The sequence below is a fragment of the Microbacter margulisiae genome, assembly GCF_014192515.1.
GTDB classification, from domain to species: Bacteria; Bacteroidota; Bacteroidia; order Bacteroidales; family Paludibacteraceae; genus Microbacter; species Microbacter margulisiae.
Genome location: NZ_JACHYB010000002.1, coordinates 1,280,036 through 1,295,549 on the forward strand (window position 1 = coordinate 1,280,036; position 15,514 = coordinate 1,295,549).

Sequence of the window (15,514 nt, forward strand, 5' to 3'; positions counted from 1 at the left end):
GATAATCTTACCGATAATGTGCGAAGATGCGTTTAATGTACTTATTTACCTTCTAAACAGACTATTTATGCAAATATTGCCTTTTTTTTATACGTCATGCCGCCGAATTGCGTGGGTAATTCTTTTATTCTTTGTTATTGGGGGTAATAGTATGTTAGCTGATACGTGGGATGGAACAAGAAATACCTCATGGTCTTATTCAGGCTCTACGCTATATATTAATTCTTCCCAGGACCTAGCTCAGATGGCATATCTGGTGAATCATGGCACAACAACATTTGCAGGCCAAACTATTATTTTGAATGTAGATATAGACTTAAACGGAAGTAATTACGTATGGACTCCTATAGGAACTTCGAGTAATCATTCATTCTATGGAGTATTTAACGGTCAAAATCATATTATTTCAAATGTGACAGTGAATTCTTCATCTAATGATATTGGTTTTTTTGGGTATGTCACGTTTACGTATTGGCCAACTCCAACAGCGGCCATACAAAATCTTATCATTACTAATGCAACTATTACAGGAAATGCTTATGTTGGGGGATTGGTTGGTTATATTTCTGGGCAAGTACCTATAACTAATTGTTCAGTTTCTGGTAACGTGACAGCTTCAACAGAAAGTAATAACGCTTATGTTGGGGGATTGGTTGGCTATTATAGCCTGAATAACAGCGTGACTATGAGTGGTTGTTCTTCTTCAGCCAGTGTAACTAGTACTAATAATAATGATTATACAGGAGGCTTAATAGGGTATGTTACTTCGGGAAGTTTTACCATGACAAACTGTAGTGCTACAGGTGCCATTTCAGGAGGAGACTATACAGGAGGGTTAATCGGGCGATTGTCAGGACAAGCAACTATCAGTAATTGTTATGCTACTGGAAATATTGGGACTTCAGCTAATAACTACATAGGAGGATTCTTGGGTTATTGGGATGGAGGAGGCAGTATTTCTAGCTCATATGCTGCGGGAAATATTTCTGGATCCAATAACTATATAGGTGGTTTTATTGGCTATGAACCAACTAATAATGGGTCTAATATTTCAAATTGTTATGCAATGGGAAGTGTTTCTGGTAATCAATATGCGGGGGGATTTTGTGGATATGCCAATGGTCTTACAAATACCTTTTGTTATGCTACAGGTAGTGTTATTGGTAGCTCTAATGTAGGTGGATTTGTTGGTAAAACCCAAAATTGGGTTACAAATACTTCTTGTTATGCTACAGGTAGTGTTATTGGGAGTTCTAATGCAAATGGTTATGTTGGGAGCTGTGCGGGTGGTACTTTTTCTAATTGTTATTTTGACACTCAAGGTACCGGACAAACATCTGGTGGATATGGTAGTATCACAGGAGAGACAACTTCACAAATAAGTTCTTTATCTATATCCGGCTATACCAATGTAAGCGGCTATTACCCTCAGCTAACGGTGTTTTACAACAACGCAAATGCAGTTATTAATGGGTGGTCATCTCTTTCAGCAGTTCCTCTTAATCTAAACAGTACCGATAACAGTAATAGTGTGAATTATAACTTCACGGCACCGTTAACATCATCCGGCACTGCCAGTAGTACATTGACATGGGGAAACCAGTCTCCTTCGGGCATGCTCTCTTTTTCCAATGGAAGCACAGCAGAAAATGTAAAGTTACTCAATACGGGGACTGTTACTTTTACTGCCACTGATGCCAATGGCTATGTAAAAACGTTTTATGTCAATATCAATAGTATTCCCACACCATCTTTCTGGTATAAGGCTGATTTCGGAACCAGTACGACGACGAATGGTACAGGAATCACCCAATGGAACGACCAGTCAGGAGCAAACAATAATGCCACTGTTTTGACAACAGGAACAGGAACAATTACCTATGCCGACAATACCATCAACTTTAACCCTTCACTTGCTTTTACAAATGTAAGTCGGCAAATGTTGACCAACTCCAGTGCCAGTGTAAAATCATTTGTTGTTGTTACCCTTCCCAATATCTCATCATCTACCACACAACATCTTGGTGGTCTTATTGGAGCTACCACTGATAATGGAATACGGGTAGGGGCCACAACTTCCCCTTACAACTGGAACGGAGATGTTAATGGGAATGATTGGGTATACGGAAGCAATGGAACAAGCTGGATCAATGGAACAAGCGGAACTTCTTCATTTACAGGATGGCACATCGTCACCCAAACCAGTAGTTCGTCCTTGAATTTGCAATATTATTTGGGAGGTTATTATTTTTCACCACGTCCTTACTGGGGAAATATTGCCGAGGTTATGGCCTTTGCAGGCTCTGTAACACATCAAAACAGCGTGGAAACCTATTTGGCAATTAAATATGGCATTACGCTTGGTCATGATTACATCGCCGGGGATGGATCAACAAACGTCTATGCTATTTCGGGGTATGCCAATAATATTGCCGGCTTAGGGGATGACAATACCTATGGACTGAACCAGAAAGTATCTGCAAGTAACAATCTCCCATCCAGCACATCATCGCGTATTGTGATGGCAACCACCAATGATTTTACTTCCAGCAACCTTTCCGGCAGCAGAACCTCCCTGACTAACGGACAATACCTGATTTGGGGAGATAACGGCAACGCCATCAGTAGTAGTACTTGGACAACTTCAGGTCCTTACCAGATTGTCAACCGGACATGGAAAGTACAAAATACCGGAAACGTAGGAGCCGTTTATTTTCAGATCGATCTCAGCGGTTATCCTTCATCCGGTGCTTATGCCATTTTAGTAGACAACAATACTAATTTTAGCAGTGGAGGAACAGAATATCCTTTGACTCATATTTCAGGAACACTATATAGCACCACGATTCCTTTCCCGTCAGGCACCTCCTATTTCACCATAACCGGTACTGTTTTTCATGGAGCCATTTATGTACGAAAAGGAGGTTATGGCAGACAAGATGGATCTTCCTGGTCAAATGCAATGGCTACAGTTCAGAAAGCGGTTGAAACATCGAACTCGATGGTTACAAAGTTGCCTGTCTATGTTGCAGCAGGAGACTATTATCAGGATCCAAATTACACTACAGGTGATTATGCAAAATATTCGAATGGCAATTGGAATGGTTGGGCAAATACGTTTGTAATGCGTCAAGGGGTGAACGTGTATGGAGCTTTCCCGGAATTCGGTAATGCCAATAACACAAATGAGAGCGGCGTTGCTGCCGATACTACCATGCGAGAGCCGTTAAGTACGCATGCTCTTTACGAAACCATTTTACACGCAGGACCTCAGGGAGCAACCACTACCGATTACCGTGTATTGGGACCGGTATATTCTATTACCCCAATAGGTGGGGGAGGCGGATTTACCACTCCTACCAAATGGGATGGATTTGACCTGACCGGAGCGAATATCCCCGATAATGCCGGTGGAGGTGATGATGTCTGCGGTGCAGGTGCATTTACGGTTGCCAATAGCACTTTATCCAATTGCATGGTTGAAAATAATACTGTTGGCAGTAGTTCTAATGATGGAGCAGCAGTTGAAATGAATGGGGGAACTGTTTTGGGGTGTATAATACATAATAATAATGGGACTGGTAATAGTTCTGCCGGCACAATCAATATTCGATCCGGAGGATCAAATGTAATTAACTGCCTAATATACAATAATCATATGTATATGGCCGGAGGCAGTATGTCTATTAATTTATATACGAGCACATCTACACCGTGTTATATTATTAATAACACCATGTCGCAAAACACAGTGTCTACTTCGAGTAATGGCGCTGAAATTCATGTGTTTGGAGGTAGTGGTGTATGCTACTTTTACAATAATGCCGTTTGGAATGGAACAGCTTCCTACACATGTGTATCTGGAGTAACACAAGCTAATGAACAAGACAATGCATGGTCTAACGGATACAGTGGAACTTTAGGTACAGGTAGTTTTGTGCTGAATAGTTCAAACACTGGAACAATCGCACCTTATTTTGTAAATCCAACCACAAGTGCAGCAGCGGATTATCGGTTACAAAGCTCTTCTTCTGCTTTATGGAACAAAGGGAGTTATAGTGTGAGCAGTTTAGTTCCCACCACAGACATCCGGGGAGTATTCAGGGATGCCATCCCGGATATCGGGTGTTACGAACTGGCTTCGAGGCTGTACTATGTAAATAATGCCACCGGAACGGATGCTGCAGGTTATGGGTTGAATTGGTCGAATCCCTATAAGACGCTCTCCTACGCCATCAGCCAGTACAGTCAATATGATTATCCCCAGATTTGGGTAGCTGCCGGAAACGCAAATTATACCCCCGCCTCAGGTTCTTCGTTTCTCCTGAACAAGAACATGTCTATCTACGGAGGTTTTGCCGGGAATCAGGCAACGGAATATCCTACTACTCTATCCATGATAAGTACGATTTTGAATCATCGTAATTTGAAGGTACATCAGACTACATTAGCAGGAAATTCATCTGCAACGGTAGTAGGGCCTGCCTCAAATTATGCATCCGTGGGAAGTATTGCCGCTTTACTTGACGGATTTACAATTACCGGCGCTACCACCGGAAATTTTGCCGTGGTAACGCCTACAGATACAGTAAAAGTAGAAAACTGCAAAATCATTAATAATAGCGGAGGAGGCCTTAGTTTAGGCAGTACTTCGAAAGCCATTAATCTTCTGGTAGCCGATAACAGCGGCGTAGGAATTAACTTTGCAGGTGCTTCGGCTAAGGTAGTTAATGCAACTATTACCAATAACACCGGAGCCGCTATTGCATGCAGCGACGGATCTAATACAGTGGCAAACTCCATTGTATGGAACAACTATAACAACTTCTCGGGATCAACAGCACCGGCTGTTACCTATAGTGCCGGTTCTTCCAATTATGGAAGCATGACATGGTCGTCTGGTACAGGAGATATTGACCTGCTGCAGCGTTCTCCCAACTTCAAAAATCCAAAGAACAATAATATCCTTAACCGGAACTACGAACTCCTGCTGATCTCTCCCTGTTTGGGAAACGGGTCGGTAGCTGCCAATCCTCTTACCATCGATGCCAACGGAAATCCCCGTACCTATAACAGTACCATTGACATGGGCGCATTTGAAAAATGGGATGGCGTCACCGTGAATGGCAGCACTCTATCCGATATCCGCACCGGAACCTCATACACTCCCGCCACATTAGCCGCTGCTGCAAAGGATAGCCTGGAAATCTGTGTTACTCCCGGAACTAACTTTGCTATGGGAAATGCTTCCATCGACACTCATTGGCTCGAACTTATGCAGGATACCGTATCAACCCATTTAGCCGCACAGCTCTCCATCGGAACATTAACAGCGGACTCGGTCCTCTATGTACGCCGTTTCTCAAAAACATTGCCAGGAGCGGATGGATCGCTCGGTATCTGGACATTCCTGGGATTACCCTTGACTACAGCTTCTTTATCTTCCCTTGACGGCGCTGTTGATGAAAATACGGTACGTATCGAAGGATACAGTGAAAATGCAAGGGCTGTCAACGGCGTTGGCTACGCCTGGGCATCTGCCCGCCTAACGGCTGACTCCACCATGCGGGCCGGCAAAGGATATGCCCTCTCCTTTAATCAGAAGGTGCCTCAGAATGATATCGGGCAAACGGTAATCTTCCCATCGCCTTCGCAGGTTACTTTTAATGAGACAGCATCTCCTGTAACGCAAAATATGACGCTAGCTGAAACCCCGTCAGGTACACCAAGTCCCCTTTGGTACAACTGCGGATGGAACCTGATTGCAAACCCGTTGCCTCAAAGCTCAGTGATTAGTACGATGTGGAACTCTTCATCCTCTTCATACTATGGAGCCGTCTATGTGTACAAACCCTATACGGATAGTTACAATGTCGTTCCGGCCTCTGATATTATTGCTGCCACAGCCAACTCTACGATTGCACCGGGGCAAGCCTTCTTTGTACAAACCGATGTAAATGGGGCAACGACTGCCTTTCAGTCAACAAGTGCATCAAACCCTGTTTTGCAATCCGTGGCATACTCCCGTCCCGCAATGGCTGCGGCTGCTACCACTACTACTAAGCCTGCCACTTTCCAGTTCCATATCACAGGTGGCGGAGACTATTCCAATACCTACGTCATTTTCGATTCCCGTGCCCATACCGCTATGGAACCGATGGAAGATAACCCAACAATGGGGGGTATTTCCGGGGATCCTGCGTTGCAGCTCAGCACAACAGCTACCGGCAGTTCAATGCCGCTGGCTATAAACAGGCTTCCTTTCTCCGGATCATCCATGACCGTGCCCCTACAACTATATGCTCCAAAAGCCGGAAGCTACACCATTACCATGCCCCAGTCGGACACCATTGCAAAGACCGTACTGCTGGAAGATTCCCTGGGAAACATGCATAACCTTTCTACTGGTGGATATACTTTCTCCACTGCACAGGATGGACTCTCCCTAAACTATATCCTGGTGTTTGGTTCTACAGCCCTCTCAGCTACCAAAGCAGACAAGGGCGTGAGCGTTATTCAGGACCACCGCCAGGTATGGGTCACCAGTGTCTCATCCATGCAACAGGTCATGCTTGTGGGTGAAAACGGACAAATCTGTTATAGCAGCAATCCCATGGCAACGCAGGTTTCCCTACAACTGCCCCAAACCCCGGCTCTCTATTTGCTCAAAATCGTTACCGCACAGGGAGTCGTTACAAAAAAACTCGTTAGCTGGTAAAATCTCTTTCCCGTCTCATCGGATTTACAAATCCGATGGGGGGCAGGCAGTAGGCAGGCAGCACTTGACCTCCCCCATCCCCTCCAATAGCGGGGAGTAAATCTGCCGGATCTTCAGTATCATAAGAAGCGTAGCTCTGGCATCTTCGTAGGAAACGGCATCAATTACATCAAAATAGCCGCGTAGCGGTGACGTCTTTAATTCCTGATAATTTGGCAATCCAGGCTCATATGAATAAAACAGATCGCAGGGCTAACGCCCCTTTCTTCCTTTGGGATCCATTTTTCTATGAAGATTACAGGGCTAACGCCCCTATAAATGGTTCTATTATTCAGTGATTTGATTTCCAACCCCTCCGCTCCGCTCGTCCCCTTTAGCCAAAGGGGACAACACTTGATGATCATGTATTGGTAACCATGGCAGCATTGGCTTGTTTGGCAGATTCCTCTTCCCTTATGTTGAAGGAAAGTTCCCTGTCACGCCGGATTTACAAATCCGATGGGGGGCAGGCAGTAGGCAGGCAGCATTTGACCTCCCCCATCCCCTCCAATAGCGGGGAGTAAATCTGCCGGATCTTCAGCATCATAAGGAGTGTAGCTCTGGCATCTTCATAGGAAACGGCATCAATTACATCAAAATAGCCGCGTAGCGGTGACGTCTTTAATTCCTGATAATTTGGCAATCCAGGCTCATATGAATAAAACAGATCGCAGGGCTAACGCCCCTTTCTTCCTTTGGGATTCCTTTCTACGAAGATTACAGGGCTAACGCCCCTATAAATGGTTCTATTATTCAGTGATTTGATTTCCAACCCCTCCGCACTTGATGATCATGTCATTGATATATTTGACAAATGATGCCCTCTTTTTTGACATTTTATCCTCTTCGTTTTGGGGAAGAAGCGCTACGTTTGCATCTACTTAAAGGTCAATTATTAGCCTGGTTATATTTTTTCTACCAAAGGAGACCCAAGCCAGAAAAATAGTTAGCGATACGATTAAAGCCTTATTTTGAAAGTAGCTGAACCTTAGTAGCAATAGATTGAAGATCAGGCAAACCTTATTCTTTATATGATACAGCCATAAAAAACAATCAAAACGCATGAAAAAACGCTTCGCATTTGTCTTCTCTTTGGTTTTTATAACAGCAACCGGATTCTGCCAGTCATACAAAGTCCTTCCTTCCGGCATCTTAATTACGTTGCATCCTACACACGCAAATACCAAACATTTAATCGAACTCGAACCGGTTACCGCTGCCATTATTCATGTGACCGAATCTCCCGCTTCAATCATGCCTGAAGAAAAAAGCCTTATCGCCATACCACCGAAACAATATGCCCACTTTTCGGTTACCAAGAAGGGAGACCTGATTATCCTTTCGACTCAGAAACTTAATGTTAGTGTTTCGTTGAAAACAGGCGTTGTTGCATTTGCACACCGGGATGGAAGTCCAATTTTATCCGAGATGCAGGATAGCAGCATGTTTCATCCGGCTCAAGCAGGTCAGGACAAAGGATATACCATTCAACAGGTATTCAACGGATCTTCCGGAGAAGCTATTTATGGCCTTGGGCAACAGCAATCGGACGTTCTTGACTATAAACATAAAAGCGAAATATTGTATCAATACAACACCAAAGTATCAATTCCTTTTATTACTTCTACCAAAAATTATGGCATTTTGTGGGACAATTATTCCCTGAGTAAATATGGCGATCCACGGAACTATTGCAATCTGAACCAGTTTGTCCTGTTTAATAAAAACGGGGAACAAGGTTCATTAACAGCTACATATACCGAAGCAAATGGTCATTCTTTTGTCAGACAGGAAGACAGCATCGATTATGAGAATCTGACCACTGTGAAAAATTTTCCTGATCACTTTAACTTCAACAACGCAACTATTACCTGGGAAGGATGGATTGAACCCCGAATATCGGGAGATTACAAATTCAACCTTTATTACGCAGGATACACCACCGTCTATATGAATGATTCATTGATTGTCCCGGAACGCTGGCGTACGGCATGGAATCCAAATACATATCGTTATCAGATTCACCTGACAGCCGGTAAACGGACTCGTCTTAAACTGGTTTGGCATCCTGACGGAGGTATTTCGTACATCGGACTAAAAGCATTGTCCATTTGTCCGATAGAAAAAAATGGCAATATCTCATTCTGGTCTGAAATTGGGGATAAAATTGATTATTACTTTATAGATGGCAACTCACTTGATCAGGTGATCAGCGGATACCGCACCATTACGGGAAAGGCAACTATCATGCCAAGTTGGGCAATGGGTTACTGGCAAAGCAGGGAACGCTATAAAACGCAGGAAGAACTTTTGTCGGTGGTAAAAGAGTATAGGAAACTCCGGTTACCACTGGACAACATTGTGCAGGACTGGTTCTACTGGCCTGAAAATGCATGGGGCAGTCATAGATTCGACAAGCAACGGTTCCCCCATCCTACCGCAATGATTGATTCGGTTCATTTGATGCATGCACATATTATGATCTCAGTCTGGCCAAAATTTTATGCAACCACCAAACACTTTAAGGAATTTGCCCAACATGGCTGGATGTATATGAGAGCCATTCATGACAGCATCCGGGATTGGGTTGGAAAAGGTTATGTCGGTTCTTTCTACGACGCATATAGCCCCGGAGCACGAAAACTTTTCTGGGATCAGATCAATGCAAATCTCTTCAGCAAAGGGATAGATGCATGGTGGATGGACGCTTCCGAACCGGATATCGAATCAAACTCCAGCATTACATACCGCAAAGCATTGATGAATCCGACCGCTTTGGGAAGTTCGGATAAATACTTTAATGCGTATGCATTGATGAATGCCAAAGGTATCTATGAAGGACAGCGGACAACCGATCCCAATAAGCGGGTATTTATATTGACCCGTTCGGCTTTTGCCGGGTCTCAGCATTATGCAGCAGCTACCTGGAGTGGCGATATTGGTACCCGCTGGGAAGATATGCAGGCACAAATCCCTGCCGGGCTTAATTTTGCTATGTCGGGGATTCCGTTCTGGACAATGGATATCGGAGGATTCTGTGTGGAACATCGTTACGAAACTGCGAAAGAAGGATCCTCTGATTTGACAGAATGGAGAGAACTGAATGCCCGATGGTTCCAGTTTGGCACATTCTGTCCGCTTTTCCGTAGTCACGGACAGTTCCCTTATCGTGAGATTTATAACATTTCACCTGTCAATAGCCCTATATATAATATCATGGCATATTATGACCGGTTGCGATATCGCCTGATGCCTTATATTTATACCCTGGACGGAATGACCTATTTGGATAACTATACTATTATGCGTCCCCTGGCGATGAACTTTGAAAGCGATTCGAAAACTTTTGACGTGAAAGACCAATATATGTTTGGCCCTGCTTTGATGGTATGCCCTGTGTATAAATACCTGGCACGCACTCGTGAAATATATTTCCCCGCATCGGCAGGATGGTATGATTTTTATTCCGGCCAATATATTACAGGAGGAGAAAAGAAACAGGTAGAAGCGCCTTTATCACGGATGCCGCTTTATGTGGCTGCCGGCGCTATTTTACCTATGGGGCCGGTGATGGAATATACCCGTCAGACACCTGCTACAGAACTGGAGATACGGGTTTATGCCGGATGCAACGGGCTATTTTCTCTTTATGAAGACGAAGGTATCAATTATAATTATGAAAAAGGAGACTATTCCAATATCCCTTTCAGGTATAACGATAAAACAAAGACCCTGAGCATCGGCGACAGGATAGGCAACTTCAACGGAATGCTCAAAAATCGTATTTTCAAAATCGTATTAATTGATAAAAAGGGAGAATCAAAACCGGTATTAGTTCACTATAATGGGCACAAAGTAGTTGTATCTATTTGACAAAACAAGATGTGATTGTTGATTTTTGCATAGGGATATGTTGTATGCTCGCACCCATATCCCTTGCATTTTTTCAAATGGATGATGGGAAATCACTGATTATTTTGATCATGATATACAAGACCATTATCTATACAGTTTGGCAAAATAATATAACAATTAGTTTGAATGATTGCAATTTATGAATACCTTTGAGATATAAAACAATTCTGTTCATCTAAAAATAACAGGAAGATCAGGAACAGTTTATTTTACTATCTCAATTTCTAATTTGTTAACGTATTAAATGATCGGAGTATGAAAAATGTGGTACAGTTTTTCTTTGTGGTAAGTTGTTTGTTTATGTCGGTTTCGTGCCGGTCGACAGGACATGTACGGCAGGTGAATAATTTTGATGAAGGGTGGCGGTTTCATTTAGGAGACACGCTCAATGCGCAATCCCCAACCTTTAATGATGGCATGTGGCGTAAACTTGACCTACCCCATGACTGGAGCATCGAAGGCCGTTTTGACAGGAACAGTCCTGCAGGTGCCGGAGGCGGCTATCTCAACGGAGGTCTGGGATGGTACCGGAAAACCTTTACACTGAGCCCATCCCAAAAAGGGGAAAAAGTATTTATCGATTTTGACGGCGTATACCGCAACAGCACCGTATGGATTAACGGGCATGAGCTCGGCTTCCGCCCCTATGGTTACATCTCTTTCCGGTATGATCTCACACCCTATCTCCACTGGGACAAACCCAACGTGATCGCCGTGAAGGTGGACAACTCGCAACAACCTAATTCCCGGTGGTACTCGGGGTCGGGCATCTATCGTAATGTTCATTTGGTATTTACCCATCAGGACCGCTTTGCCCACTGGGGCATTTATGTCACCACCCCGGAAGTGAGCCAGGCCAAAGCGACAGTAAAAGTACAATTCCAAACCAAGGTAGAACCCACGAAAGAGCCGGTTACTATCCAGGCACAACTCTATGATGCACACGGGAAACTGGTAGCCTCAGCAAAAGCAATTCCCGTTAAGGACACCCTGAATGCCACTACGATAGAAATTAACACCCCCCACCTGTGGTCAACAACAGACCCTTACCTCTACACTCTGGTCTCTTCACTTTATGTTGGAAACAAAATAGAGGATCAGGTAAGCACCAGTGTAGGGATCCGTTATTTTAATTTCGATGTGAATAAAGGCTTTTCCCTGAACGGGAAACCGATGAAGATCCTGGGCGTATGCGACCATCACGACCTGGGTTGTCTGGGAAGTGCCGTCAACAAACGAGCAATTGAGCGTCAGTTGGAGATATTAAAAAACATGGGCTGCAATGCCATCCGTACCTCCCATAACCCCCCTGCACCGGAACTGCTGGATCTGGCCGATCACATGGGGTTCCTGATCATGGATGAAGCCTTCGACATGTGGATGATTCACAAGACGAAATATGATTACTCACGCTACTTTGCCCAATGGCACAAAGAAGACCTGAGTGACCAGATACGCCGTGACCGGAATCATCCCAGTGTTATCATCTGGAGCGTGGGAAATGAGATACCTGAACAGGCTGCCAAGAAAGGAAGTCCGGAAGACAGGGGAGCTGCTATAATGAAAGAGCTGTGTTCGATCGTCCGCGGTCTGGATGACACCCGCCCTATTGTTACCGCCAACAGCAATCCCGAACCCACAAATCCATTGATTAGCTGCGGGGCAACTGACCTGATAGGAATGAATTATCATATTGAAGACTGGCTTACCTTCCCCAAGGTATATCCGGGGAAGAAACTCATTATTACCGAATCCACTTCAGCACTGGAGACCCGTGGATGGTACAGGATGCCTTCTGATTCAATTATCCGGGTACCCAAAGAATGGAATATACCCTATAGCACGCCAAACCATTTATGCTCAGCTTACGATAACACATCTGCTCCATGGGGATCGACACACGAAGAAACATGGAAAGTTGTGAAAGCCCATCCCTACATATCGGGAATGTTTATCTGGACAGGATTCGATTACATCGGGGAACCCACTCCCTACACATGGCCATCACGCAGTTCCTATTTCGGGATCATTGATCTGGCCGGCTTCCCGAAAGATGTTTATTACATGTACCAAAGTGAATGGACACACAAGACCGTATTGCATATCTTCCCGCACTGGAACTGGAAGCCCGGACAAATGGTGGATATCTGGTGCTATTACAACAATGCCGACGAAGTAGAGTTGTTCCTTAACGGGAAGTCACTGGGGAAACGGCATAAAACAGGAGATGAACTCCATGTAATGTGGAGCGTGCCCTTTGAACCGGGGGTTCTCAAGGCTGTCTCCTACAAGAACGGCAAGGCGGTGAAAATGGTAGAGGAAAGGACGGCAGGGCCAGCAGACCATATTACCCTGGCGGCAGACCGGAATTTGATCCATGCCGATAACAGCGACCTGTCCTTTGTTACGGTAAAGATAACAGACAAAAACGGAACCATGGTGCCGACGGCAGATAATCTGGTACATTTCACCGTTACCGGGCCTGGAAAGATCGTAGGCGTAGACAATGGCAGTGAGATTGACCACGATCCGTTTAAGGCAAATTATTGCCATGCATTCTTTGGAAAATGCCTGGTAGTGATCCAATCGACCCATAAACCGGGAGTCATTCATTTGACTGCCACTTCGGAAGGATTGCCAGCCCGGAATCTGCCTATTTTCAGTAAATAAATTACGCCATAAGAAGCCTGGGACTTTTCAGAATCAGGCTTCTTATTTTTGAACCAATTTTACATCCATAATTATGATAACATCGGCATGCGAATTTCATGCAACCATAAAAAATAAATTATGATCGCATGAACGCCACAAAAGCAACTCTATTTTGTATAATCCTGTTTGTCGCGACTTTCCTTCAGGCTCAAACGACACCCGGATTACTTCCTTTGATTCAAAATCCACAGGGACGTCATTTCATGTCGCTTGACGGGAAATGGAACTATATTCTCGATCCGATGAATAACGGACTCTCTGCAAACGGATATTTTAAAGAGCCCCATGTGGATAATAAGACTACGTTTAAAGAGTATGACTTTTCAACATCGCCCACTTTGAATGTTCCCGGGGATTGGAATACCCAAAATGCCACATTGCTGAATTATGAAGGAAGCATGTGGTTGAAAAAAGCGTTTCTGTTTCATCCGCAATCCGGCATGCGTTATTTTATCTACTTTGGAGCAGTAAATTACCGTGCTATTGTCTATCTCAACGGGGAAAAGATAGGAGAACATATCGGGGGCTTTACTCCCTTTAATGTAGATGCTACATCTCAATTGAAAGAGGGCGAGAATAGTCTCATTGTATGGGTTAACGATACACGGCAGGCAGATGGTGTACCAACCTTGAAATACGATTGGTTTAATTATGGAGGTATCACCCGTAAAGTGCGTTTGCTCGAAGAACCCGCAACATTCATTGAAAATTACAAAATACAACTGCAAAAAAAGAGTCTGCATCATGTGGCAGGTTATGTTCAACTCAATGGAACAACACCCTCGCAGGCAGTTACGGTTTCTATTCCGGAACTGAAACTTGTCCGGACATTTACCACTGATGCAAAAGGATATGTGGCTGTTAATCTTAATCTTCCTGCTAAGCAACTAATACTCTGGTCTCCTCAGACCCCTAAATTGTATGAAGTCACTATTGCGACAAAAGATGACACGGTAAAAGATGACATAGGCTTCCGAAGTATTGAGACACAAGGGCGTGATATTTTACTCAACGGGAAACCTGTTTTTCTGAAAGGAATCAGTATTCATGATGAAGCTGCCTATCGAAACGGACGCATTTTTTCAGCTTCCGAGAGTAAGATATTGCTTACCTGGGCAAAAGAACTGGGATGTAATTATGTACGGTTAGCACACTATCCTCATAACGAAGATATGGTGCGTACAGCCGAAAAGATGGGGATTATGGTATGGGAGGAAGTGCCAAATTATTGGGATATTGAATGGAATAATCCAGAGACTTATGCCAATTCCCTGAATCAGGTCAGTGAAATGATTTCGCGTGACCAGAACAGAGCGAATGTCATTATTTGGTCAATGGCCAATGAAACTCCTCAAACACCTGCCCGAAACCGGTTTCTTTCCAATCTTGTAGATTATACCCACACTCACGATAATACACGCCTTGTCAGTATGGCCATGTTACGGGGTGATAAGTCGCATAACCTGCTTTCGGTTAATGATAGCATGGCCAACAAGGTGGATGTTATCAGCTTTAATGAATATGTGGGTTGGTACGAAGGAGACAACAGTCGTATTGATCAGGTTAGCTGGCAGATTGATTACAACAAACCATTAATCATCAGTGAATTTGGAGCCGGTGCTGTTGCCGGGTTGCACGGATCACCTACGGAACGGTGGACTGAAGAATACCAGGCTGAGTTCTACCGAAAGACCTTGAAGATGATTGATGAGCGTATGCCTAAAATTGCCGGAATGTCTCCATGGATTCTTAAAGACTTTCGTTCTCCGCTACGGGTGTTGCCGCATATTCAGGATGGATTCAATCGTAAGGGACTCATTTCTGACCAGGGCCAAAAGAAAGAGGCATTTTATGTATTACAGGCATGGTACAAGCATAAATAAGAAAGTGACCTTCTATGAATACAGGGTTAAGTTCCATTTGACCAGATGCCTTCATAAAAACATTTTTTGACTGAACTATAAAAAATCATTTTGAATCATCGCTTATTTAATTGACAAATAATTATTTGCTTGCTTTTGTGTAGAAGATTAATAGAGGTGTACTTTTACCTGAATAGAGAATTTGTAGAGTATATATATAATGACAACCAGAAAGAGGAAAATTATTTTTGTTTCGTTATTTGATTTT

4 protein-coding genes are annotated in these 15,514 nt (G+C 43.8%); all 4 read left to right on the top strand.

Annotated elements, in window-relative coordinates; all coding sequences use genetic code 11:
• The first annotated feature begins 67 nt into the window (after positions 1 to 67).
• The 4 genes from FHX64_RS14160 (at position 68) to FHX64_RS14175 (ending at position 15,267) form a co-directional block, all read left to right on the top strand.
• Positions 68 to 6,718 carry a right-handed parallel beta-helix repeat-containing protein gene (locus FHX64_RS14160; RefSeq protein ID WP_183414483.1) on the top strand — a complete coding sequence of 2,217 codons (6,651 nt, stop codon included), beginning with the start codon at positions 68 to 70 and terminating at the stop codon, positions 6,716 to 6,718.
• 1,101 nt (positions 6,719 to 7,819) lie between these two features.
• Positions 7,820 to 10,630: a glycoside hydrolase family 31 protein gene (locus tag FHX64_RS14165; protein ID WP_183414484.1), complete on the top strand. Its 2,811-nt coding sequence runs from the start codon at positions 7,820 to 7,822 to the stop codon at positions 10,628 to 10,630.
• A 297-nt stretch (positions 10,631 to 10,927) separates the two neighbouring features.
• Positions 10,928 to 13,342, top strand: a complete 2,415-nt coding sequence (locus FHX64_RS14170) for a glycoside hydrolase family 2 TIM barrel-domain containing protein (protein ID WP_183414485.1) — start codon at positions 10,928 to 10,930, stop codon at positions 13,340 to 13,342.
• 128 nt (positions 13,343 to 13,470) lie between these two features.
• The gene (locus FHX64_RS14175; RefSeq protein WP_183414486.1) at positions 13,471 to 15,267 is read left to right on the top strand and encodes a glycoside hydrolase family 2 protein; all 1,797 of its coding nucleotides are present in this window, start codon (positions 13,471 to 13,473) and stop codon (positions 15,265 to 15,267) included.
• Positions 15,268 to 15,514 lie beyond the last annotated feature (247 nt).

What these genes read in the sequence shown, in the direction of transcription:
- FHX64_RS14160 (WP_183414483.1), top strand. Translation starts at nt 68, where the DNA reads ATGCAAATATTGCCTTTTTTTTATACGTCATGCCGCCGAATTGCGTGG.
- FHX64_RS14165 (WP_183414484.1), top strand. Translation starts at nt 7,820, where the DNA reads ATGAAAAAACGCTTCGCATTTGTCTTCTCTTTGGTTTTTATAACAGCA.
- FHX64_RS14170 (WP_183414485.1), top strand. Translation starts at nt 10,928, where the DNA reads ATGAAAAATGTGGTACAGTTTTTCTTTGTGGTAAGTTGTTTGTTTATG.
- FHX64_RS14175 (WP_183414486.1), top strand. Translation starts at nt 13,471, where the DNA reads ATGAACGCCACAAAAGCAACTCTATTTTGTATAATCCTGTTTGTCGCG.